The organism is Flavobacterium hydatis (assembly GCF_000737695.1).
GTDB lineage: Bacteria > Bacteroidota > Bacteroidia > Flavobacteriales > Flavobacteriaceae > Flavobacterium > Flavobacterium hydatis.
Window position 1 is genome coordinate 140,304 of the sequence record NZ_JPRM01000036.1, and the last position, 24,893, is coordinate 165,196.

A 24,893-nucleotide genomic window follows, 5' to 3' on the forward strand; every position below is an offset into this window, starting at 1 on the left:
AATGTAATTTTTATTTCGGCAATAATCTAAACCTCCTTATTCAGGAGGTTTTTTTATGCCTAAGAAATTATGTTCAGTTTTTTGTTTGAATATAACGGATTGATCTCTCTGCAAATAGTGCTGTTAAATGTTAGTTTGTAACTCATAAAGCCATCTACAGCATTATCAACTTCTTCATTAACTTGTAATAATGGAGCAAATAAACTTCCTTTTAAATGCTGAAGTTTTTCGGATAATTTATGAATTAAATTAAACTCGGCTAATTCATCCGGATTTTCGACTGTTATATTAAGATGGTCAATCCAGCCATTTTTACAATACAAAAGTACTTCTACAACACAATCTCCTTCCTGATTGCTTTCGGGCATATTTTGCCAGGCAATACTATTTATTTCAATAAGAGCTGCGGTCCAGATAACAGGATCGCCAGAAGCTGGATTAGAAATTTGTTTGCGCTGTAAATCGACCAATCCCAACTCAGGAATTGTCTTTAAAGCTTGTTTTATTTTTACAAATAATTCGTTGCGTGGTGTCATTTAAAATTTTGTTTTTACGTGATTAGTTTGCCTAACTATTTTTGAGATATAGGCATAACAATTCGAAGCTGATGTATAACAGCTTTTCATTATTTTGTTTAAAACAGGCTTTTCTTTAAAGCCTATTTATATTGTCCATCGACATTTAAATTCCCATCGTCATCGAGCTCAATATTATTAATCTTCATACCATCGTATTCCAGATTTTTTTTGGCTTCAATTAAAACGTTCATGTAATTGTCGTCGTTTAACATTTGCAAAATACCTACTCCCAGTTCAGGAAATTCACGATACTCGCCTTTGTTGGCAATCAAGATATGTTCTTGATGCAGGTTTTCTGAAAAACCAATCAATAGGTCTCCGTTCTGGAAGCCTAAATCCCCGTTTGTGTCTACTATTATATCATTCATAAAGCAAAATTCGACTTTAGATACGTACCATAAAATTTAAGTTCCAAAGACTGTATAAAATCTCCACAAACTTTGTATAGATCTGATACAAGGGTTGGAAGACTATTTTTTTTGCAGCAGAAAAGCCCACAACTTTGCCTCAGAAATCAATCGGAAAATTACTTTTTAATACGAGATACTTGTTTAAGTAAAACCAAAAGAAGGGTAGCGAAACGAGAATAAAAAAAACAAAGTGAGACAAATAAAGTATTTAGCCGTGCATTGCACAGCAACCTCTCAAAACACATCAATAAGTAGCATACAGAACTACTGGAAAAATCAATTGGGTTGGAGAATGCCAGGTTACCACTTTATTATAAAGCCAGATGGGGAAGTAGTTTCATTATTGCCAATAGAACAGGTTTCGAATGGCGTACAGGGATTTAATCATGAAAGCATCAACATATCTTATGTAGGTGGAATCGACGAAAAAGTTGTCCCTAAAGATAATCGAACACTTGCCCAGAAAGCTTCTTTGTTAAAATTGCTTACGGAGTTAAAACAAAAATTTCCAAAAGCTATTATTCAGGGACACAGAGATTTTCCGAATGTAAAGAAAGCATGCCCAAGTTTTGACGCTAAAAAAGAATATCAACATGTATAAAAAAACACTTTTGTTATCAGTGTTTATTTTTAGTTGTTTGTTGATTTCCTGTCGTACGACGCGACAGGAAACTCAAAAAACCGAAAATCAGACTCAAATAACATCTGAAAAAGTAGTGATCTATAAGGATACTACAGTTTATGCTCCGAGAGCAGAAACGGAACTAAGAATCCCTTTATCTGAATTGGTGGCAAAGAGCCAATTGAAAACAGATTCGCAACCCATTTTTTATGTTCAGAAAAACGCCCAGGCAAAGGTTAAATTAAAAATTGTACACGATACGATTTCTATATCTGCAACCTGTGATAGCCTTGCAATAGTAGCCAAGATAAAAAATGAGTTCAAAAAAGAGAGTTCAAATGTTATTAAAAACACCAATATAGAAAGCAAGCAGAAAACAGGATATTCTTTTATCAATATCGGGATTGCTTTTTTACTCGGATTTGCATTTTGTTATATAATTAAATTTTTTAAAATAGTATGAGTTTACCAAATATAAAATTCAACATCTCTAGCAAGGGTCTAGGGTTGTTACAATCAGACATTCAAAAAGTACCAGGATTGGTATTAACTGGAGTTACAGTTACAGGAACTGGAAAAGTTGCTGTAGGTAGTTCGTATCAGATTTTCTCGCTTGATGAAGCAGTAAATCTTGGTATCGAAGAGACAGGTGCAAATGCTTTTGCTTACAAGCATATCAAAGCATTTTACGACGAAACCAAAAGAGGAGCGGAACTTTGGTTCATGCTTGTTTTATCGACCATTACAATGGAAGATATGGCCGATTTGACAAAACCTTATGCAAAAAAGCTATTGGCTGATGCATCTGGAAAAATTAGAGTTTTAGGACTTCTTAAAAAAGCAGGAACTGCAGAAACTATCACAAACGGATTAGACGCCGATGTTGCTCTTGCTGTTGCAAAAGCGCAAGCATTAAACCAAGATTATGCAGACAGGTATTTCCCAGTTCGTACAATTATCTCAGGAAACAAATTCTCAGGAGTTGTTGCTGACTTAAAAGATTACACTACTGCAAGTTTCAACAAAGTATCTATTTTGTTAGCAAACACAGATGGTTCTAAAGAAGCTTCTGTAGGTTTGGCCTTAGGAAGAATCGCAAGTATTCCTTCTCAAAGAAAAATCTCTCGTGTAAAAGATGGTCCGGTAGAAGATTTTACTGCATATTTTACAGATGGATCTAAAGCAGAAAGCCTAGATACTTCTTGGAATGCTATCCATAACAAAGGGTATATCTTTTTACGCAGTTTTGCTAACCGTTCTGGTTATTATTTTACAAGCGATACAACCTTAACTGGACCTACAGATGATTTCAATACTTTATCAAGAGGTTTGGTAATGGACGAAGCAGTACTTATTGCTTACGATACTTTAGTTGATGAATTATCAGACGAAATTCCGGTTACAGATGCTGGAAAAATTCACCCAGTTACTATTAAATCATGGCAAAATGCTATCGAAAGACAAATCGATGGGTTAATGGTTCAAAACGGGAAATTATCTGGCGCAAAAGCATTTATCGACGAAAATCAAAATGTATTGGTTACAAACAATCTTGTTGTTGCCTTACAATTATTGCCAGTAGGTTATAGCGATTATATAACTGTAAACATCGGATTTACAACAAATTTAGAATAAATATGAGCACATTTAGCAGCAAGCAATACGCTTGGTCAGATGTTTCCATCTCAATTGGAGGCAGAATTATAGAAGGAATTACAGAAGTAGAATACACTGTAAAACAAGAAAAGGAAACTTTAAGAGGTCGCGGTAACAACCCTCACAAAGTAACACGTGGTAATAAATCTTACGAAGGAAAAATTACTATTTGGCAAAGTGAGCTTGAAGCTATGGTTTTAAGCGCTCCAAACTTTGATATCCTTGACTTGACTTTTGATGTTATCGTTTCTTACGTTCCATCTGATGGAGGAAAAACGGTAATTGATGTTTTATCTGGTTGCGAATTTACCGAAACTAAGAAAAGCATGAAACAAGGAGACAAAAACATGGTAGTCGAATTGCCAATTGTCTTTTTAGGTGTAAAAGCACAACAATAATCTTAATCAAACCAACCAAAACAGTTTAACTCGTTTTGGTTGGTTAAATAAAACAAACAATGAAACAGCAAATAAAACAAGAACAAATTAATGAGTGGAAAGAAAAATACGGTCAAATTTATGAGCTTCCTGTAGAGGATAAAGTAGCTTATTTACGCGAACCGAAAATGACAACTTTTAAGCATGCCTTTAGCGCTATGCAAAAAGATGGCGAAATGACCTTTGGAGAGGTTATGTTAAACGAGTTATTTATTGGCGGAGACGAAGAAATCAAGACAAATGATGATTATTTCTTTGCAGCTCGAAAAGAGCTTGCTAATTTTTTCAATTTTGATGATGCCGAAATAACTTCAGAAGGAAACAATTCGGTTATTATAATTGGTGAAGAAAAATGCACCGTTAGAGTAATTACACGTCAGGATATTAAAACTGCCGAAAAGAAAAACCCGTCTGCAAAACCGTTTGTTACTCAGGAAAAATTATTCGAAATGATTTGCATCAAAAAAGATGATGTCTTTAATGACAGAGAAAATGCTTCGATTAGATTCCCTCTTTACCAAGCTATAGAAAAACTCCAAAACAAAAAAGTGGCATCGCTAAAAAAGCTTTAAAAGGGGCTATCATCGATACCGATGATACCTCTTCCTTTTCAATTGCAGAGAATATCGACATACGATTATTTGATGCTTATTTAAAATTTTACATGCATATTCCTAAACCTCACAAACTGAGTGACGAAGATTGGGCAGAAGAAATTCAGAATTTACATTTTATCAGAACCAAAGAAAAAGAAACCTCACAAATACCATCATGAGCCCCTACGACTATATTACAAGCATACAAAATGCAAACGGCCCAATTTTGAACGTGGCCCAATCCCTTGGAATTACGATAAATCAGATAAATATCATGAATAACTCGTTTAATCAGGTAGATAACTCTGTACATAATTTTAATGAAAAAGTCAAAGAAAGTGCCACTTCGATGGGATTTTTTAGGACTAAGTTAACGGAGATTGGAGGTAAAATTAAAAGTGCATTTTCGCCAGAATCAATTTTTGAATTTGGAAAAAAAGTTTTTGATGCCCGAGTAGAATATGAAAAGCTTAATGGTATAAAAGGCGGGGTAAGTGATGAGTTTATTAAGCTTAAAGCAAATTTAGACCAATTTACAACTGCCTGGAATACTTTTTTAGCTTCTCTAGGAGGTGATGCTTCTGGTTTATTTATGACCATTCTTACTACGATGAATGAGGGACTAAGCTTCTTAACGGGACAATTACCCAATATAGCCACCTGGTTTAGTATTCTCTGGAAAATGATGGAACCCGTAGTTTTATCATTAAGAGATTTTATAAAATCGGCTTTTAGTTTTGTCGAAGTAGGAGCAATATTAGATGGTTTCGGGCTTGTAATGACTGGTGTTTTGCTAGTAGTGAGTTGGTTAACAACGGGTTTGAAGTTTATCATTGATATATTAAAACCTTTTGCGACCGAAATCTTAATTCTCACAGGAGCTTGGTTGTTATTGTCTAATGCTGTCGCCATTTATAGTGGAGTTATGGCTGTTTTTAATGCGATAATGGCTGCTTCTCCTATTACATGGATTATAGTTGGAATCATGGCACTTGCATTAGTTATCGGAATGATAATAAAATATACAAGCGGTTGGGGCGAGAGCTGGAGGCATGTGGTTAGTGGTGCTAAGTTTTTGTGGGATGGTTTTACAGAGACAGCACAAGCCAAATTTAATACGTTGATACAAAATTTTATGATTGGTATCGATAAAATAAAAATAGGCTGGTACAAATTTAAAGAAGCGGTAGGTATGGGCGATAGCTCAGAAAACCTAAAGATGATTGCTCAGATTAATGGTGACATTAAAATGCGTGAAAATTCAATTACTGCCGGTAAAGCCAAAGCAGATAATTCTTTTGCTAAAGCGAGAAATGAATTTAGCCAGGTTAAAATTAATGTAGATACTGCAGGAATTTCAAGAGATTTTAAAAAGATAAAAGATACGTTTGGCGGGGCTGGTGCTAAAACAAATGCCCTAACAGATACTAAAGTTAGTCCAGGAAAAGCCAAATCGTTAAAAGGAGCAAAAGATAATAATATAGGTTCATCTGATTCGATTGTTTCAGGAGGACCAAAGGCAACTAATATTATAATTAATATACAAAAATTACAAGACGACACAAAAATTTACGTAGAGTCATCTGAAAAAGGGATAAGTAATTTGGGCGAAAAAGTACAAGAAATGCTTTTAAGAGCCGTGAATAGTGTAAACCAAATGCAAACAGCAGTATAATGGCAGAATTTAATTTAAAAGAAATTACAGCAAGAGCATTTCTAGACTATGTTGGTCCAGCATATCCGGGTTTCTTGTATGATGTTAGTACAAAAGGTGGAAAACTGAAAATAAAAAAGAACGGAAAGAAAATAGATCTAAACTCTATTAATGCTTCTAGTTTTTCGGGAGGAAAATATTTCTTGACACTTACACTTGTTTATAAAGGTGTTGATTATGAATTGCCAAACGAACCTTTAATTTCATTGGGGTTAAGCAAAACAATTGTTGAAACTGCCACTGTAGGAAAGTATCGAAAAGGAACTGTAAAAGAATATATCAATACCGAAGATTATACGATTTCGATAAAAGGAATTTGTTTTGACGAAGAAAATCCTAATGCATATCCTTCTAAACAAGTAAGTACGTTAAGGAACATGGTAGAAATAAATGAAGCTCTTGAGATAAAAAGCAATCCATTTTTTACACTGTTTGGGATTGGGAAAATTGTAATCAAAGACATTCAGTTTGAGGATATGATGGGACAGGGAGGAATGCAAAAATATACGATTTCGGCTATTAGTGATCAGGATTTTTATGCTGATTTAGACGAAAAGAATAAGACGAAGAATGAACTAATAAATTCACAAGAAAATGTTTCTACTGGAAAGTAAAGTTGTGTTTGCCCGAAGTAAAGGAGGTACAGAAGAGTCTAGTTATGTCTTTAATAACGTTAATGAAATCGAAATAACCAAATCTGTTGATGAATTAAGTGATACAGCAATTATAAAGTTGCCAACTCAATTTAAAATTAAACAGAATGGTGAACAAAAGTTTACCGAAAAAGCATTGCAGGTAGGTGACAAGGTAACCATTACTTTAGGCTACGAAGGCAAAATCTCGAAGGTAGAATTTGTAGGATATATAAAAAAAATAAGCCCAAAAATACCTCTGGAAATTCACTGCGAAGATGCTATGTGGATGCTTCGAAGAAAGAATGTAAGTGAGAGTTGGAATGAAAAAGTTCCGCTAGAAACTATTTTAAAAAAAATAGTAGAAGGTACAGGTATCGAGCTTAATTATCCTATTCTGGGTTTTGACCTGGAAAAATGGATTATTAATGAAAACGGGGCTCAGGCTCTGGAAAAATTAAAACAAGAGTTCGGTTTTACTTCTTTTATAAATGATGAAGGAAAATTGCATTGTGGCTTGAAAGAATTAACCAATGTGGGAGAGGTAGCTACTTATGATTTAAACTACAATTTGGTCGAAAATAATTTGGAATACAAAACCAAAGAAGACCGAAAAATCATGGTAAAGTATACTTATATAGATCCTAAAACAAATGAACGAACTGTTGTTGAGGAAGGTGATAAAGATGGGGAACAAAGAACTTATACAACCTCAATAGCTTCAGACAAGGCACAATTAAAAGAACTGGTAAAAGCAGAGCTCGAAAAATTACGATTTGATGGCTATAATGGGGATGTAACTAGTTTTTTGATGCCTTATGCCACACGAGGGATGAAAGCAGTTTTAATAGATAAAGAACACACAGACAGAGAGGGGAGTTACTTTATTAATAAAGTAGTAACCACTTTTGGGATGAGTGGAGCGAGAAGAAAAGTAAGCATAAGAAATAGATTGTAATGGAAAAAGATTTGCAGGACGCTTTTAGAAAAATAAAAAAACGAGATGTCGACACCTTCATTGCGCATGTTATTTCTGTTGATAAAGAAAAAGGAACGTGTAAGATATCAGACGGAAAACTAGAATATGCCGATGTACAATTGGCTTCGATAATAAATGAGAGCAATCAAAAATTTTATTTGTTTCCAAAAGAAAAAAGCTCTGTTATCGTAAGTCCGATTAATGAAGATTTGCATCGATTGTATGTTGAGGTTTATTCAGAAATAGAGAGTTTAAGTCTTGTAATAGATAAAGTTCAATTTCAGGTAGATAAAGATGGTTTTTTGCTAAAAAAGGAAAATGAAAACTTAAAAAAATTGATGGCTGATTTGATAAAAGCAATCAAGAGTTTAAAATTCACAACCAATAACGGACCAACAATAAGCTTAATAAACATAGCTGATTTTACGGCTCTTGAAGATAGATTTAATCAATTTTTAAAAGATAAATAATGTTAAACATAGATAGATTAAAAAATAAAATTCGTGCAGCATTTGAAGCTGAACAAAACGAAGAAAAAGATCATAATGCTAGTTTAGACAGGATTTCATTAAAGTTGGCGACAGCAGTTGTAGAGGAAATTAAAAATGCTAAAATCGAATATCAAGCCGGACTTGTAGCTCCAAACGGAAGCGTTACCGGAACAATAATTCATACAATTAGTTAATAAATGAATGAAATTACAATTGCATTAACCGGATTAATAACGGCTGGAGGAACTGGTTATTTTACTTTTTTGTTTGCCAAAAGCAAATATAAACAAGAAGTAGAAAAGCTTAAAGTCGAGGTTTTGCAGGCTAAACAATATGCCGATACTACGGCTATTGAAAACGATATTAAACTATCCGGACATTATAAAGAAATTCTTGATGACTTAAAAAACCGATATGAAATGCGGTATAAAGAGTTTGAAGATATGATGAACAGAAAAGTTTTACTCCTGGAAGAAGAACTAAAGCTGAAGGATAGAAAAATTAAACTGCAGCAACAGGAGATTACCGAATTAAAAAAAGAAAATAGAACATTACGTACCAATGCAAGAAACAGTATTACATAACCAATCGTTAATAGATTTTACACTACATCACTGTGGTACAATCGAAAGTGTTGTAGCAATGGCTGTTGCAAACGGTTGGAGTATAACCGAAGAATTACAGCCTAAAAGAATTTTAGAAGTACCTGCCGATGTTATAAAAGACTCGGACATTGTAGGGTTTTATACAAGTAAGAAGCATGTTCCTGCATTTAATTATTCGGGACCAATCTCTGCAAACGACGAAGGTATTGGCGAAATGATAATAGAAGAAACATTTATAGTAAGATAAAAAAATGGCAAGAAGTATATCAGAAATACAAGCAAAAATGATTGAGGCCGTTGGTGCAAATCAAATTCTTTCGGGACAACTCACATCAATAACATCCACAAGTAAAACGTCTATAGCAAGATTATTCACTTTTATTGTAGCCACAGCTATATGGATGCTGGAAGTTTTCTTTGATCAACATAAAAAAGAGGTTGATGAAAAACTTGCAAACCAAAAATCAGGAACGCTGCCTTGGTATCGTACTATGGCATTACGATTTCAATATGGGTTTGATTTAGTAAAAGACGAAGATTATTTTAATAATAAAGATAAGGACGGAAACGAAGCTGAAGCCTCAAAAATAGAAGCCTCAAAGATTGTGAAGTATGCAGCGGTTAACGAAGCTCCTGAGAGTAGTCGTGTAATTATAAAAATTGCAGGTGAAGATAGTGGGCGTGTTTTAGCTCCTATAAATGAACTACAAAAAGAAGCTTTTGATGCATATATAGACGAAATAAAAGTAGCGGGTGTAAAAGTTACAGTACTAAATTATAAACCAGATCTTTTGGCTTTGTCAATCCAAATTAAGAGAGATGCGATGTTATTGAACAGTACTGGAATGAGAATTAAAGATGGAGAATATCCTGTAATAAATGCCATTCAGGAGTTTATGAAAGAGCTTCCGTTTGATGGCGATTTACGTTTATCGGCATTGGTTGATAAATTACAATCTGTAGAAGGAGTTTTGGATGCAACGATTGTAGGTGCTACAAGTGCCTGGATTAACCCTCAAACAGGTGATTACGGTAAACCACAAAATATCTTTATCTCGACAATACCTTCTAGTGGTTATTTTAAAATTACTGATTTTAAAGGTATAGAATATGTGGTATAAAGTAAATTTTAATGTGTTGGCAATACAGTTGTTGCCCACATTTTTACGAAAACCGGCTTTTATGGCTTTTGTTCAGATATTGATGAAACCTATAACTGCAATCTATGATGATTGGATTATAGCCAGAAATGAAAACATATTCAGACTTTATCATACAGGACAAGTTTGTCATTTACGAAAGTCACTGAATTTTAAATTCGATGAAGATCAAAATCGTATTGAGATAAAGAAGGGAAATCTGTATAACACAACTTATATATATACAGAAGGGGAAGGGTTTGAAAAATTTGCAAATCAAGAAGCAGAACCAGAGACAATTTGGTTAAGAACCGAAGTAGAAACAGCTGATACGGGATTAGATTTTATAGTTTCCGTACCAGAACAAATCTACAAAACACGATTAGAGAGCATAGAAGCTCATGTAAAATTTTATAAAGCAGGCGGTATACGCAGTAAAGTAATAAGCAAGTAATGAATAAAACAAATTTTAATCAGGCAGGTGGTTTTCCACTAAAAACAGAAAGACTTCAGGAGTTACAAACGGCTTATGAAATCTTCAATCATTTAGGTAATGTAGCAGGAAATTTATCTATCCTTTCAGGATGTGCCGTTACTGGATCTAGTGTATCAGATGGGGTTGTCGTAATAAATAATGAAGTTATAAGCTTTAAAGGAGGTTATGTAGCGGCAAATGTTATTATTATAGAGGAGCCGAGCAATAAAGAATTTGAAAATGGTACTACAAAAAATGTATATACTATTCGCTATGCTACTTTTGGTACAGCAGCTACATCATGGCCTTGGGCAAGTTTTAAAAAGCCAATCGAGACCAAAGCAATTCCTACCGATTTAGTTTCTAGACTTGAAGCTCTAGAAAGGAAAAACGCAGTTTTTCAATCAGGAGGAGGTATGGTATTGTGGAACAAACCTGCAAACGAGATACCAGCAGGTTGGGCAGAAGTAGTTAACTGGCGCGGACGTATGCCAGTTGGTTTTAATCCTGCAGAGTTTGAGTTTAATGCAATGGGGAAAATGGCAGGTGATAAAACCAAGCGACTTTATGAAAGTGAAATGCCATCACATACTCACGGTTATTATGATATTTATTACTCAGAAGCTGGAGGTACTGTTCCTATTTCAGGTAAATATGGTTCAAATCGTTCAGATAATGATAATGCAGGTTGGCAAATGGCGAGAACTACAGACTCTGCAGGATATGGAGTTGCTTTCTCAATCATGAACCCATACAGAGTAGTCATGTTTATTGAATACGTTGGGTAATAACTGATATAAAAACTATTTTAAGTTGGTTTAAAACTTATACAAGTCCTGTTTCGGGCATCATAGGAATGAGTTTGATGTAAAAACAAACAAATTCCATAATCAAATAATCTAGAATAAATGCTCTGTTTTTTATCATAAAGAGTAGAGCATTTTATCTTATCATAACATCCAAAATATTTATTAAAAAGAATAAAAAAATATGGCAACAGATATAAATACCATTTTAAGCTGGTTTAAAACAGGTTTAAAACCTACACAAGCCCAATTTTGGGCATCATGGCAATCGTTTTGGCATAAAGACGAGCAAATACCACAAAGTAGTATTGCAAATTTGTCGACAACTCTAAATGCAAAAGCGGAGAAATCACAGTTTGATGCGCATATTGGAGATGCCCTGGCACATGAAAATTTGTTTAAAGCAAAATTAGATAAGACTTTATTTGAGGAACATATAACGGATCCAAATGCACACGCTGAACTATTTGGAAAAATGGGTTTTGTCCCAACAGGTAAACTCTTTGTATTTAAGCATCCTGATAATTCTAATCCTGCAAGTGCTTATGTATTAGAAGTAAAAGATATGGTTATAGGATATGTTGATGCGAGTTGGATAACAGGAAATTATTTGGGTGGTGATATTACACAGATAGAAAGTTTTGATGTTTACACAATAATTTAATTTAAAAGATGAAAAAAATATTTTTGTTTTTATTGTTAGCAGTATCATTTACTGTTACTGCTCAAAAAACATATTCTATAGAAAAGCCATTGCAACTAAATACAGTTAATGAAGGTGCTAAATCTGATAGTGTATTAGTAAGAGGTACTGATAAAATTGTAAAGTATGTTCCAAGAAGTGAGTTTGGAGGAGGAAGTGTTACCGATTTAAATTATTTGGCTTCGCCAACTAATGGAACTATTTTGTCAAGTTCAGGAACTCCAGCAACAGTACCGTTGGCAACTACAGTAAATGCTGGTTTGTTTTCTCCTGCGGAAAAGATGAATTTATCGAACGCTATTCTAACTAGTGGAGATCAGACAAAAGTAGGAACACTCTCGATGACAAGAAATGGAACAAACAATACATATTTACTTTTAAATACTTCAATAGGAGGGGTTTTAAATGTTGCCAACAATGTGGGTTCACTTGGGGATGGAGCCGTGTTTTTAAATCAAAGTGTATCAGGTAATGCAGTAAGAGTTGATTTAAATGATACAGGTGGAGGACTAATGATTAGTAATGGACCTTTTTCAAATGGTATACCATTCACAGTAAAGAATAATAGTCTTACAACCTCTTTTATTGATAAATTGGGGAATATTACAGGAAATTCATTTGTAAAAGCAGGGGGAACTGCGGGGCAGTTTTTAAAGGCTAATGGAACAGTAGACAGTAATAGCTATATAGCGGCAATTGGAGGGGTAATAGCTTCAAGGTTAACTCATACAGTTACGAATTCGTCAGCAATGGAACTAATGAATAATTCAACTAGTTATGATGTGCCATCTATTAAAATAACAAATGCTAGTAATAACATAGGATTAGATGCCGCGGCTATGTCAATATGGTCTAGTGGAGTCAATAGTAATAATGTAGGGATCAGAATACATACTAGAACCATTGCGCCTGGATTGAGTGTAAGAGGAATAAATAGTGGAGATATATTGATTGAAGGAATGGACAACTTGACCAGAACTTTTTTATTAAATAAATTGGGGGAGGTAAAAGCCAAAAGTTATAATGTTAACTCTTTAAATATTCCCCCATTGTCAGCTACAGATACTGGAGTATTAGGAGAAATTAGAATTACTGCTACACATATTTATGTTTGTATTGCAACAAACACTTGGGTAAGAACAGCATTGGCAACCTGGTAATGTATTTATGGTAAAGAATAGTTGAATAAGATAAAATTTACTGATAGGCTACATTTAACTCCAAACAATTAAAATAAATGAAAGAGATTACAAAAAAAGAATCATCAACAGATACTTACAAAATAAATAAACCTTTAAAACTAAACACCATAAATAAAGGAGAGCCAGTAGATAATGTATTGGTTCACGACGCAAATAATGAAATAAAATCTGTTCCCAGAAGTGAGTTTGGTGGAGGCTCACAGAGTTTTCAGGATGTAGTTACCAAGAGTACTGTAGATATGGGAGGAACGGCAGTTGCTTCTGTAGAGGATCCTATAGATGCTACAAAAAGAGGAGCTCTTATAGTAGGAAAAACTGACGGAGTAAATATGGGGGCAGTTATAACATCATCTACGTCAACTTCAGTAGGAAGTTATATTACAGAAATGGGAAAGATAAAAATGATTCAATCTACCCCAGATGGAACTATAAAAACCGAATTGAAAATAAATGAGCCTAAGGTTGCATCAAATATATATGTGCCTGCTCCAGATGTGGCTGGTGATTATATTTTAGCAACAACACAAGATATTAGTTTAGATAAAGCGGCAGCGATTGGCTCTACTATAACTGATAAAGAAGTTATATTTAATACTACTGCAACTGATATTAAAACCTCGATTACTAAAGAGGGAGTTCTTATTTTAGAAAATGGAATTAATGATTTAGGTCCTACCGAATTAAAAACTTTAATTGGTAAAAATAGTATTACAATTACAGAAAAAGGTTTTCGTGAAGAAGGAGGAGGATCTGAGGGAGGGGTTACTTTGGCAAGAAAAAACGATGCTAATTTTTCTAGTAATACTGTTATAAAACCTACTGAAACTGAAACTTTAATAGACAAAAAAAGTATTACAATTACAGAAAAAGGTTTTTTAAGAGATGATGGAGAGACTAAGGTTTTAATTAATAAAAACAATGTTAGTCTTTCCCGAATAAATCCTACGGAAAGCGAAATTAATGAAATTGGATTAGATGCAGATGAATGGAATCTTTATACTTATCAAGGTGATAGAGGTTTTAATGCAAATCCTTTTCGTTTTGCTTTTTCAGAAGGAAGACATAATGTATCATTCATGTTGGATGGTCCTATAAATCAAACTACTCAAGTAAGATTTAATCCATTAGGAGGTGATGTTACTTACGAAGATTCTTTTAAAACAATCAATGGAAAAAGTATTGTAGGTAGTGGAGATATTGTATTGTCTGCAACTGGTGAATTTAAAACAATCAACGGTCAAAGCATTATTGGTACTGGGAATATTGCAGTGTCTGCAACCGGTGATTTTAAAACAATCAATGGTCAAAGCATTGTAGGTACTGGGAATATTACTGTTACTGGTACTCCAGTAGCATCGACTTTTCAAGATATATTAAACGCAGGAAAAGTCAGTACAACTTCAGGTCAAGATCATCACTTTCAGCTCAGAAGTCAGTTTTATGATGGAGGACCATATCACGATATGACTTTTAAAAGAAACTCCATAAGATTAGAATTTGGCGGCGGAGGATATGTTTTTGATGAGGAAGGAATATATCCGGTTAGAAATTTAGCTTCATCATTTGGGTATGGAGGATTTGCTCTCACAAGTGGTGGAATAAGTTTTAAAACGAATCCTATAGGTGGAATGGCTACAATTAAATCAGATAATTTAACTAGTAACTATACATTTCAATTACCAGGAAACATAGAAGTAGGAGGAACGCAAACTCTTGCAACAACAAATGATATTGCAGCGTATGTGGCTTCAAGAACTGTTATAAATTCAACTACGACTTTGTTAACATCGGCAGATTTAAATACGACTTATCCAACAGCAACAGCAGGATTTAGAGTTATGGCACTAAATATACCATCGGAAAAAGTAATTTATGAGAAAATTGCTAACGGTTGGATTAAAACAGTAGTTTCAGTTTTATAAAAATGATTTTAAAACCAAAAAGAATGCTGAACTATAGTGGTGTCGTTTTTCCTCAATAAATTTAATCCTTATAAGAAAGATTAGTAATAAATTAAAAGATACACTAACATTCAGTATTCCTTTTTGGTAGAATGTTTTGATATATGTATTAGTAGTAATGATAAAATAATATTCTTAAAAATAATTACAGAATTAACTCTAAACAATTTGAATAAATGAAAGAGATTGCAAAAACAGAATCATTAGCTGATACTTATAAAATAAATAAGGCTTTAAAATTAAACACATTAAACGAAGGAGAACCAACAGATAATGTTTTGGTTCATGGAGTGGATAATGAAGTGAAATCTATTCCCCGAAGTGAGTTTGGAGGAGGAAAACCGGATACTTTGCAAGAAGTAGTAACTCAGAGTACAATTGCAAATGGAGCAAATTATGCTAAGGCAGAATTGATAGACTCAACATTGTCTAGAAGTTCAGGGTTGTTATTAACGGCATTTAATAGTACTAATGAAGCTTTGTTAGGTACTACGACGGGAATTTATAATACAAAAAATGGATCGGTTAACGGAGAAATTTATCTTTCAAAACTGAATAAATCTACAGGCGCTGAGACTCGACTAGAATTTGCTGATCCTACAGCCAATGGAACAGCAGTTTGGAGTTTACCTGCTAAAGAAAAAGGAGCTTATGTTTTAGCATCTACATCAGATTTAGAAGCAAAGGCTAATATAACATCATTAACTCCTGGTAGGATACCTTTTACGTCTTCTTCTAATACATTGTCTGATAGTTCTAAACTGTTATGGGATGATGCTTCGAGTAAATTAGAAATAAATGGGTACAGACCTACTTTGTCATTTAGAGAACCTTTAAATAAGTATGGATGGGATATTACTAATGGTAGCTTAGGCAGTGGTACTTTGCTTATAAGAAGTAAGGAAGGCAAACGTATGTTACTTATAGAAAATCCAGATAGTCCAAATTCAGTAACACAACCTAAATTGGCTATTGGTAATTTTCCAGGAAGTATTCCTGTTGAAGCTCAGCTATATGTATATGGTGGACATAATGGAGCAAATATAGATGCCAGAGGTTCTGAAATTGCCGATGAGGCAAATATCGACTTAGAGGGAAGTGATTGGGAAACATATCCTAGTTCTCTAGGGTTTAGTTATTTTGGCGTAAAATATTCGCATGGCGGGACTATATTAGGTTACGATAAAGTAAATAAAGGAGTTATTAGGTGGGGGGGCAATGCCCAACCTATTATTGCAAGTTTAAATGATAAACCTATCATATTCGGAGTAAAAGACATTGAGATATTTAATGTAAATTCATCAGGACTAGAATACAAATCGGATTTTAGTTTATTAAATGCTTCTAATCCGAGATGGCTAGTTGATAAAGAATATGTAGACAATAAATTTCAAACTAAAACTCCTTATAAGTCATATGTAGCTCTTTTGACACAAACAGGAACAAATGCTCCTGTAGCGACAGTATTAGAAAATACTTTAGGTAATACAATTGTTTGGTCTAGAAGCAGTGCAGGGGTATATCATGGAACTCTTGCTGGAACTTTTATTGTGGGCAAGACGACTATGAGTGCTTCAGTCACAACATCAGGTTCTTCGGTAGCATCAGGAACTACGCTTAATATAGCAGCTATAAGTACTCAAAAGGTAGATACATTAGTTTCAACAGATGGACAATTAGTAAATTCTATGGTAGAAATAAGAGTGTATTCATAGTTAATAATTAAAAATTATGAGTGCCATTAATTAAGAGTTAAGGCAAAAGATTTAACTCTAAACAATTTGAATAAATGAAAGAGATTGCAAAAACAGAATCATTAGTAGATGCATATAAAATAAATAAACCTTTAAAGTTAAACACAGTAAACAAAGGTGAATCAATAGATAATGTTTTGGTTCATGGCGTGGATAATGAAGTGAAATCTGTTCCTAGGAGTGAGTTTAGTGGAAGTTCTCAAACAATTGACAAAGTATTAGAAGCAGGGAATACGGCAGTAGATAAATGGCTTACAATAAATAGTTATGCGGGACAGCCAACAGTGTCTATTGTGCATGGACGTTTTGTATCACTTTATAATAATTTTACAGGAGATAAGGCATCTTTGCAAAATAATCAACTGTTTGTTTCAGACAAAGAAGATACAGTAAGAACGACGATATTCAATAATGGTATTCAGTTTGATAACCCACAGAAACGTGCTACTTTAATGGCAAATCCAGACTCTGAACTTTTATCAATAGGTAAGGTATTATTACCGCCTATTGCAAATGATTCAAGTGTAAAGACTTTAACAGCAACAGATGATTTTAAGACTATCAATGGGAATTCTATAATCGGAGTAGGAGATATAACTATTGAAGGAGGTGGAGAGATTCCAACATTACAAGAAGTTTTTGCAAAAACACCAAACTCAACTTACGGCGCATATAGCGCAAATGATAGAGGAGCAAAGACTCAATTTGTAATCGGTGTAGATGATGGAGGTTTTCAGGAAGCAAGAATTGATGGAGCGGTAGCGGTAAGTAGCAAATCTGGTAGTCTAGGCGTGTATAATGGAGAGGTTAATTTTTCTCAATACTCTAATGGAGGGCAATCGTCATTAAGTTTTACTGCACCTATTGCGACGGGTGGAGCTGCTAATTTTAAGATTCCAGCTAAATTGACGGGAGATTATATATTAGCAACTACGGATGATGTAAATACTAAACTAACTCAAAATAATGGAATAACTACTAATTCTCAAGTTTATGCCAAGCAGTCTGATGGAAGTCAAACAATGCTTAATATTTCTGATGTATCTATATCAAGTAATATAAATCAAGTTTTAGAGGTAGGGGATTTAGCGACAGATAAGAGGATGCAATTCGATAGTACCGAAGAGACTACGTTAAGTACTAGCATATCTCATGGAGGAATGCGTGTAAATGATTCAGATTTAGGGATGAGTTCTTCAATGGATGCTTTTCAGATTGGCATAGGTGACGCTGCTAATAGTAGATTAATTTACTTTAATGCAGGTGAAGGTATAGTGATGCAACAAAATGGGCGATTTTGGGCTAGGTTAGCATCTAATAATATGACCAAAGGTGTATATATAGAATTACCTAGTGTTAGTGGTACCCTTGCTGCATCTGTTAATGGAAATGTAGCCGATATATATGGTGCTATTACAGTTCCACTTGCAGTAGGTAATTCTACTACTTCTGCCTTAAACTTATCGACTTTAAATACTATCTACCCCTCAGTAGTAGTTGGATATAGAGTGCAATGTATGAGTATAGTAGGCGGAGGTTTAATTTATGAAAAAACTTCAACCGGGTGGATTCAATATCCAATCACAACAGTTCTTTAAATTAAAATCAAAAAACATGACCAAATTTTTAAACCTTATACTTGGTACAACCGATGTACCAACCTATTTAGCAGGATTATTTTTTGCCTTAATAGGATTAGCATTTTATTACAAAGGAAAAATTGCCAAACGTGATAAAGCTTCGGGTAATACACCATATTATTTTTCATTATCTTTTTTTACCCAGGATAATTTAGTTGAACTTGCATTTTCAATCCTGGCTATTTTTTTAACGCTGCGTTTCTCGGTAGAATATTTTGGCGTAGATGTCACAATGTTTTATGCGCTCGGAATTGGCTGGACATTACCAAAAGTAATTGCCTTTATGTATAAAATCCAGGATAAAGCACGAGAATAGATTTTCATTTATTTTAAATTTTAAGTTGACATACTCAAGACCATCGGAGGCTTTATTGCTCTCGATAGTCTTGGGTGTTTTTTTGTTATAATAATTCCTGTTTTTATTTTAAAATGGAAATTTTGATTTAAGAACATGGAAATTTTGATTTTGCGTTTATAATATTTAAAAAAAAAATGTTTCACGCAGATTTTACAGATTTAAGCAAATCTGCATAGATTAAAAAAATAAATCTGTCTTAATCTGTAGAATCTGCGTGAAACAAAAATTAGTAGAAATTAGTGTAATTTGTACCCTTACAATAATTCATGTAAGTTTGTGTAATTGCTTGCAAAAAAACAATGATTAACCAAACAGAATATAAATGAAGTTTTACCTCTTTATAATTTTACTAATTACCCTTTCGGTAAATGCACAAAATAAGTTAGATTGCTCCAAATGTTCATCAGAACTTATTGATGAAAGCAAACTAGAGAACGAAGATATTTATTCTTTGAAGTTATTAAAGAACGAAATTTATGCAAGAAAAGGATATGTATTTTTAAATCCAGAATATGCTAATATTTTCAAGAAATATAGTTGGTATAAGCCTGTAAAAGACAATAAGAGTATCGTTTATTCGGATATCGAAATAAAAAATATAGCAATCTTGACACAGCGAATCAGTGAGATTTCTGAGTTTCTTATGAATGAGCAAAACAGTAAGTACAAAACACTTTCACAAGAAAAAATAAATGAAATCTTTACAAAAGAGAAAAGAAAAGAATTAGGGATAAATTTTAATATCTGGAAAGTTTACAATTATAAAGATAAAACAGGCGAGTATTATTTAGTTCTAACCGAAGATAAATTTAAAGAACCGGCTGATGGAGACAATTTTAATAATGCCATTAAAGCATTCAATTTTAAAATTGAAAATAACCGTTGGATAAAAACTTTCGAGACCAATGATTTCAAACAGAAAGAAGAAGAAAGTATTTGGTTCTGGACAAAGTATATTTATGTAGAAGATTTTGATAATGACGGAATCATAGAGCCAATATTAATTTATGGCACAAACGGATATAACGGATATGATGATGGCAGAATAAAAATTCTATTGTATTATAAAGGGAAAAAGATTGCAATTCGAATTCAAAACGGAATTTTAGACGATGAAAGAAATTTTAGTATAGATGCCGGATTTTATACAATTCCCAAGAAAATACAAGATAAAATCATAGAACAAATGAAGGCAATGGTCGAAAACGGACATTCGATATTGCCTTACGGATGGCAAAAAAAGATGGCAAAAAAGATGACTTTTATTCAAGAATAAGAAAAATAGATTTTAAACTATAAAAAACGAATAAGTAGACTTTTACTACAATGTATTTTTTTAACTATATAGTTAATAATAAAAGTCAATCAAAAGTGTTGCAAAACAAAATCGTTTTATATATTTGAAATCACGATAATTTTTGCATTATTTGTAAAATAAAAGCAAAAAGTTAGAAAGAAATTAATTATTAATAGCAAATACACCTATGTCGTTTTCAAGTCTATTTCGAAAAAAAACAGTACAAGATATTTTAAGTCAAGTTGAAAAAAATAATGCCGATGGACATAATACATTGGGAAAACATTTAACAGCGCGTGACTTAACCGCTTTTGGAATCGCTGCAATCGTAGGAGCAGGTATTTTTAGTACAATAGGTAAAGCCAGTGCCGATGGAGGTCCAGCCGTTATTTTCTTGTTTCTTTTTACAGCCATTGCTTGTAGTTTTGCTGCTTTTGCTTATGCCGAATTTGCTTCGATGGTTCCTGTTTCAGGAAGTGCTTATACCTATTCATACGTTGCCTTTGGCGAGATTATAGCCTGGGTTATCGGTTGGGCATTGATAATGGAATATTCGGTCGGGAATATAACCGTTGCCATATCGTGGAGTGATTACTTTACAGGATTACTCGCCAGCGGAGGAATACATTTGCCCCAATGGGTTCAGATGGATTACTTAACAGCTTCTAACGGATTTAATGATGCCACAGCATTAATGCACAGTGGTAAAGCCTTCGAGAATTTAGAACCAGCCTTACAATCAGCATATACAGCATGGACAACTTCGCCAGTATTTGGTTCATTCCATTTTGTTGCCGATCTTCCAGCTTTATTAATTATTATCTTAATTACAGCATTAATTTACCGCGGAATGAAAGAATCTCGTAATGCGAGTAATATCATGGTAGTTGTAAAATTATGTGTAGTACTTTTAGTAATTGCAGTAGGTGTTTTTTACGTAGATACTGCAAATTGGGATCCTTTTGCACCAAACGGAGTAACAGGAGTACTTAAAGGAGTTTCAGCAGTATTCTTTGCCTATATAGGTTTTGATGCAATCTCTACAACTGCCGAAGAATGTAAAGATCCACAACGAGATTTACCACGAGGTATGATGTGGGCAATTATAATTTGTACCATTTTATATATCGCAATAGCATTAGTACTTACCGGAATGGTAAGTTATAACCAACTTAATGTAGGAGATCCACTTGCTTTTGTATTCGAGAAATTAGATTTAAAATGGATGTCGGGAATTATTGCAGTAAGTGCAGTCGTAGCAATGGCTAGCGTTTTATTAGTTTTCCAGATGGGGCAACCACGTATCTGGATGAGTATGAGCCGTGACGGATTATTGCCAAAACGTTTCTCAAAAGTACACCCTAAATTTAAAACACCATCTTACGCCACTATCGTAACAGGATTTGTAGTAGCAGTTCCAGCTTTATTTTTAAATCTTACAATGGTTACCGATTTATGTAGTATCGGGACATTGTTTGCCTTTGTATTAGTTTGTGCAGGAGTTTTGGTATTACAAAACAAACCAAATATTCCAAGAGGGAAGTTTAAAACACCATATATAAACTCCAAATATATAATGCCCCTTTTGTTGATAATCGGATTAGTATTTTCTTTTGGATACAACAAAAAAGCAACAATGAGCTTTATTAACAATGAAACTCAGATTAATGAATCGGCAGATATTATTACCTCATTAGATAAAAGCCATACTAAAAAAGTATATGATTATTTAGTAACAATTGATGCTAAAAATGCTACAACCGAAAAACCAGATTTAGAGCGAATATTAAATCAGTATCAAAAAGACGAAGCCAAGTACGCAAGTGTAATTGCAGGTTTACCAGTAGCAGATTCTATAAAATATGAGAGTGGTTTCGCTTTATTCAAACATAAAATCCCAATGTGGATTTTCTTAATTGTTTTGGTTGGATTAACTGTTTGGGCTTTCAGACAAAACCTATCTTTAATACCATTATTAGGATTAATTTGTTGCTTATACATGATGGCCGAATTAAGTGTTTGGAACTGGATTTATTTTACAGTTTGGTTACTTATAGGACTTTGTATTTATTTTGGCTTTAGCCGAAAAAACAGCAAGCTTAATTTGTAGAGAAGTTATAAGACACAGTTTTAGACTTATTAAAAGATGAAAACAAACTGAATTTAAAATCTAATTAATATAAAAAATCCGTTCTGAAATCTATTCAGAACGGATTTTTGTTTTTACTTCCAGTTCCAGTCTCAGTTCCAGTTTCCCAGTTTCAGTAAAAAGTAGCAAGATTTCAAAATCTAAGAAGTCTAGTATCTAAGGCAGTCTAGTATCTAAGGCAGTCTAAAAATCTAAGAAGTCTAATTGTTTAGCAAAAAAAATCCGCTTAGAGAATAAGCGGATTCAAACAAATAATTAAAAATTAAGCAAATTTATTTATAAAGAAATGTTTTGTGTTTGTAAAACCCCAAGCTCCTCCATACAGGCTTTCATCATTTGGTAAGTTCTTTCGATGTCGTTATCCAATCCAATCGAGAATCGAATTAAACCATCTGTTAAACCCATTGTGACTTGCTCCTCTAGCGGAATTTCACTAGAAGTTGAGGTTCCTGGAGCGCTAAATAAAGTTTTGTAAAAACCTAAACTTACCGCCAAATATCCTAGATTTCGTTGCTGCATCAATTCCATTAATTCATTGGCTTTGGCCAGAGAACCAACATCTATTGTAAGCATACCACCAAAACCATATTCAGGATTAATCATTGTTTTGTATAACTCATGGCTAGGATGACTTCTTAAACCAGGGTAAACTGTTTTAAGACCGTCTTGTTCAAATTTATCGGCTAGAACATGAGCATTATGACTGTGTTGTTTGATACGAATGTGCAAAGTTCTCAGGTTTTTCATCACACTAGCCGAACGTAAACTATCCATCGTAGGGCCTAAAAGCATACTAGCACCACTATTCACATTTTTTAAGCTGTTAATAAACTCTTTAGAGGCACAAGTTACCCCACCAACAGTATCACTACTACCATTTATGTATTTTGTTAAACTATGAATCACAATATCAGCACCTAGTTTAGCAGGCGAAACCGATAAAGGCGAAAACGTATTATCGACAACTAATTTTAAGTTATGTTTTTTTGCAAGGCGAGACAAACCTCTAATATCTGCAACTTCCAGTAAAGGATTACTTACCGTTTCGCAGTAAATAACTTTAGTTTCAGGAGTAATTGCAGCCTCTACAACATCTAATTTTGTTATATCAACAAAAGTAGTTTTTACACCAAATCTCGGAATCAGATTTTTTAAGAAAGCATACGTTCCACCATATATAGTACGACTCGATACAATATGATCGCCCGCGCTGCACAATTGCATTAACGTAGGTGTAATTGCACCCATTCCCGAAGCCGAAACATTTGCTGTTTCTGTACCCTCCATTGCTGCAAGAGCTTGGTCTAAGTATAAATTACTAGGCGACGAATGTCGAGAATACAAATAGCAACCCTCCATATTTCCTTCAAAAGTATCAGACATCGTTTTTGCCGAAAGAAAAGTATAGGTAGAAGAATCCGAAATAGATGGGTTTACACCTCCAAATTCACCAAAATATTGTAAATCCTGAATGCAGTTTGCTGGGCTGAAATTTTCCATAGGTTTTTGTTTTAAGTTTTAAATAATAGATTTAGGGAATTGAAATAATAAAAACTTGTGAGCAGTTTTTCTTTGTGATTGATAATCAGTATGTTTTGTGTAGGTTTAAACATATATAAAGATACATTTAATCTAGTTAAAATTATGTAATTAATTAAAAATCAATAAATTAAAAAAAAACTTTAGTTTTTACCAGTATTTAAGAAGCTATTCCCGCTATCCGCTATATCTTTTTCTTGAAACCCTTCCTCCGTCAGGATATCAAGAAAAAGGATGCCGCTACTATCGGGGCTATTAAACCCGAGTACACCATAAATCTTATCCAAAATAAAAGTTTGTCAGAATAATAATCAATAGTATGTTCTGTATTTAGATTATTAAACTGTGAATATGTAATTAATTAGATTTATTGTCTAAATTTGATTTTAAAATAAGATCAAAATAGATTATTTTTCAGACTAAAAACTAACCAAGAATGATATTAGATACCATAGATAAAAAACTACTATTATTACTCCAAACCGATAGTAAGAAAACAACCAAAGAGTTGTCCTTAAAACTAGACCTATCCGTAACGGCAGTTTATGAGCGAATCAAGAAACTAGAACGCGAAGGAATCATTCATAAATATGTAGCATTAGTCGATAAATCCAAAATAGAAAAAGGATTTGTAGTCTTCTGTCACCTCAAACTCATACAACATACCAAAGAATTCCTAACCAAATTCGAAAACGAAGTAATCCAGCTAAAAGAAGTCCTGGAATGTCACCACGTAAGCGGAGATTACGATTACATCCTAAAAGTACTCGTAAAAGACATGGAAGCATACCGAGAATTCCTAGTAACCAAACTCACCAACCTACAACATATAGGTAGTACACAAAGTACCTTTATGATTAGTGAAGTAAAGAATACAACAGTGATTTCGTTCTAAGGAGCTAAGGTACTGAGATGCTGAGGTTCTAAGTTTTTTCTTGGAGGTTCAAAGGTTCAGAGCAACAAAGGTTCTAAGGTTTTCTTGAAGGCGTTAAGATTCAAAGGTTTTGCTTTGCGCCTCAGCGTCTTTGCGAGAAACATCACAATCTTGTCAGGTTGAGCGGAGTCGAAACCCCGTCAAAAAGGACACGCCCATGGTAGATGCATTGTCGACACGCACTGTAGAGGCGCACCGCAGTGCGTCTCCGCAATA

27 protein-coding genes are annotated in these 24,893 nt (G+C 33.8%); 24 read left to right on the plus strand and 3 right to left on the minus strand.

Features of this window, described 5'->3' with window-relative positions; all coding sequences use genetic code 11:
- Positions 1–59: 59 nt before the first annotated feature.
- Positions 60–536, minus strand: a complete 477-nt coding sequence (locus IW20_RS19465) for a hypothetical protein (protein ID WP_035626320.1) — start codon at positions 534–536, stop codon at positions 60–62.
- A 122-nt stretch (positions 537–658) separates the two neighbouring features.
- Positions 659–946 carry a hypothetical protein gene (locus IW20_RS19470; RefSeq protein WP_035626322.1) on the minus strand — a complete coding sequence of 96 codons (288 nt, stop codon included), beginning with the start codon at positions 944–946 and terminating at the stop codon, positions 659–661.
- 232 nt (positions 947–1,178) lie between these two features.
- On the opposite strand from IW20_RS19470, the gene IW20_RS19475 reads away from it, so the two are divergent.
- The 23 genes from IW20_RS19475 to IW20_RS19585 all read left to right on the plus strand — a co-directional run bounded on the left by IW20_RS19475 (position 1,179) and on the right by IW20_RS19585 (position 22,165).
- Entirely contained in the window at positions 1,179–1,589 is a 411-nt protein-coding gene (locus IW20_RS19475; protein WP_035626323.1) for an N-acetylmuramoyl-L-alanine amidase, read from the plus strand.
- Positions 1,582–2,073, plus strand: coding sequence for a hypothetical protein (locus IW20_RS19480; protein WP_035626326.1), 492 nt, complete (start codon positions 1,582–1,584; stop codon positions 2,071–2,073). Before IW20_RS19475 ends, IW20_RS19480 begins: the two co-directional genes overlap by 8 nt.
- The gene (locus tag IW20_RS19485; protein ID WP_035626328.1) at positions 2,070–3,245 is read left to right on the plus strand and encodes a DUF2586 family protein; all 1,176 of its coding nucleotides are present in this window, start codon (positions 2,070–2,072) and stop codon (positions 3,243–3,245) included. The genes IW20_RS19480 and IW20_RS19485 overlap by 4 nt, the downstream gene beginning before the upstream one ends.
- Positions 3,246–3,247: 2 nt before the next feature.
- Positions 3,248–3,664, plus strand: a complete 417-nt coding sequence (locus IW20_RS19490) for a hypothetical protein (protein WP_035626330.1) — start codon at positions 3,248–3,250, stop codon at positions 3,662–3,664.
- 59 nt (positions 3,665–3,723) lie between these two features.
- Positions 3,724–4,275 (plus strand): hypothetical protein, encoded by a 552-nt coding sequence (locus tag IW20_RS25575; RefSeq protein ID WP_051886005.1) that lies wholly within the window; start codon positions 3,724–3,726, stop codon positions 4,273–4,275.
- A gap of 199 nt (positions 4,276–4,474) precedes the next feature.
- Entirely contained in the window at positions 4,475–5,974 is a 1,500-nt protein-coding gene (locus IW20_RS25580; protein WP_051886007.1) for a phage tail tape measure protein, read from the plus strand.
- On the plus strand, positions 5,974–6,627 hold the full coding sequence (locus IW20_RS19505) for a DUF6046 domain-containing protein (protein ID WP_035626332.1): 654 nt from the start codon (positions 5,974–5,976) through the stop codon (positions 6,625–6,627). The genes IW20_RS25580 and IW20_RS19505 overlap by 1 nt, the downstream gene beginning before the upstream one ends.
- On the plus strand, positions 6,608–7,603 hold the full coding sequence (locus IW20_RS19510; RefSeq protein WP_035626335.1) for a hypothetical protein: 996 nt from the start codon (positions 6,608–6,610) through the stop codon (positions 7,601–7,603). Before IW20_RS19505 ends, IW20_RS19510 begins: the two co-directional genes overlap by 20 nt.
- The gene (locus IW20_RS19515) at positions 7,603–8,094 is read left to right on the plus strand and encodes a hypothetical protein (RefSeq protein WP_051886009.1); all 492 of its coding nucleotides are present in this window, start codon (positions 7,603–7,605) and stop codon (positions 8,092–8,094) included. Before IW20_RS19510 ends, IW20_RS19515 begins: the two co-directional genes overlap by 1 nt.
- Positions 8,094–8,309 carry a hypothetical protein gene (locus IW20_RS19520; RefSeq protein ID WP_035626339.1) on the plus strand — a complete coding sequence of 72 codons (216 nt, stop codon included), beginning with the start codon at positions 8,094–8,096 and terminating at the stop codon, positions 8,307–8,309. The genes IW20_RS19515 and IW20_RS19520 overlap by 1 nt, the downstream gene beginning before the upstream one ends.
- 3 nt (positions 8,310–8,312) lie before the next feature.
- Entirely contained in the window at positions 8,313–8,699 is a 387-nt protein-coding gene (locus IW20_RS19525; RefSeq protein ID WP_035626341.1) for a hypothetical protein, read from the plus strand.
- Positions 8,677–8,967, plus strand: coding sequence for a hypothetical protein (locus tag IW20_RS19530; protein ID WP_051886010.1), 291 nt, complete (start codon positions 8,677–8,679; stop codon positions 8,965–8,967). The genes IW20_RS19525 and IW20_RS19530 overlap by 23 nt, the downstream gene beginning before the upstream one ends.
- 4 nt (positions 8,968–8,971) lie before the next feature.
- On the plus strand, positions 8,972–9,841 hold the full coding sequence (locus IW20_RS19535; protein ID WP_035626344.1) for a hypothetical protein: 870 nt from the start codon (positions 8,972–8,974) through the stop codon (positions 9,839–9,841).
- Positions 9,831–10,313 (plus strand): hypothetical protein, encoded by a 483-nt coding sequence (locus IW20_RS19540; protein WP_051886012.1) that lies wholly within the window; start codon positions 9,831–9,833, stop codon positions 10,311–10,313. The genes IW20_RS19535 and IW20_RS19540 overlap by 11 nt, the downstream gene beginning before the upstream one ends.
- Positions 10,313–11,122 carry a hypothetical protein gene (locus IW20_RS19545; protein WP_035626348.1) on the plus strand — a complete coding sequence of 270 codons (810 nt, stop codon included), beginning with the start codon at positions 10,313–10,315 and terminating at the stop codon, positions 11,120–11,122. Before IW20_RS19540 ends, IW20_RS19545 begins: the two co-directional genes overlap by 1 nt.
- A gap of 202 nt (positions 11,123–11,324) precedes the next feature.
- Complete coding sequence (locus IW20_RS19550; protein ID WP_035626352.1) at positions 11,325–11,804, plus strand: hypothetical protein; 480 nt, start codon at positions 11,325–11,327, stop codon at positions 11,802–11,804.
- A gap of 8 nt (positions 11,805–11,812) precedes the next feature.
- Positions 11,813–13,003 (plus strand): hypothetical protein, encoded by a 1,191-nt coding sequence (locus tag IW20_RS19555; RefSeq protein ID WP_035626355.1) that lies wholly within the window; start codon positions 11,813–11,815, stop codon positions 13,001–13,003.
- A gap of 77 nt (positions 13,004–13,080) precedes the next feature.
- Positions 13,081–14,967 (plus strand): hypothetical protein, encoded by a 1,887-nt coding sequence (locus IW20_RS19560; RefSeq protein WP_035626357.1) that lies wholly within the window; start codon positions 13,081–13,083, stop codon positions 14,965–14,967.
- Between the two features lie 215 nt (positions 14,968–15,182).
- Positions 15,183–16,721 (plus strand): hypothetical protein, encoded by a 1,539-nt coding sequence (locus tag IW20_RS19565; RefSeq protein WP_035626358.1) that lies wholly within the window; start codon positions 15,183–15,185, stop codon positions 16,719–16,721.
- A gap of 74 nt (positions 16,722–16,795) precedes the next feature.
- Positions 16,796–18,358 (plus strand): hypothetical protein, encoded by a 1,563-nt coding sequence (locus tag IW20_RS19570; RefSeq protein WP_035626361.1) that lies wholly within the window; start codon positions 16,796–16,798, stop codon positions 18,356–18,358.
- 16 nt (positions 18,359–18,374) lie between these two features.
- The gene (locus IW20_RS19575; RefSeq protein ID WP_035626364.1) at positions 18,375–18,716 is read left to right on the plus strand and encodes a hypothetical protein; all 342 of its coding nucleotides are present in this window, start codon (positions 18,375–18,377) and stop codon (positions 18,714–18,716) included.
- A gap of 364 nt (positions 18,717–19,080) precedes the next feature.
- On the plus strand, positions 19,081–20,034 hold the full coding sequence (locus IW20_RS19580) for a YARHG domain-containing protein (protein WP_035626366.1): 954 nt from the start codon (positions 19,081–19,083) through the stop codon (positions 20,032–20,034).
- A gap of 208 nt (positions 20,035–20,242) precedes the next feature.
- A complete protein-coding gene (locus tag IW20_RS19585; RefSeq protein WP_035626369.1) occupies positions 20,243–22,165 on the plus strand; it encodes an amino acid permease in 1,923 nt (640 codons plus the stop codon).
- 315 nt (positions 22,166–22,480) lie between these two features.
- Here the strand turns inward: IW20_RS19585 and IW20_RS19590 are convergent, their stop codons facing one another.
- Positions 22,481–23,704, minus strand: a complete 1,224-nt coding sequence (locus IW20_RS19590; protein ID WP_035626372.1) for an aminotransferase class I/II-fold pyridoxal phosphate-dependent enzyme — start codon at positions 23,702–23,704, stop codon at positions 22,481–22,483.
- Positions 23,705–24,179: 475 nt separating this feature from the next.
- On the opposite strand from IW20_RS19590, the gene IW20_RS19595 reads away from it, so the two are divergent.
- The gene (locus tag IW20_RS19595) at positions 24,180–24,638 is read left to right on the plus strand and encodes an Lrp/AsnC family transcriptional regulator (protein ID WP_035626374.1); all 459 of its coding nucleotides are present in this window, start codon (positions 24,180–24,182) and stop codon (positions 24,636–24,638) included.
- Positions 24,639–24,893: the final 255 nt, after the last annotated feature.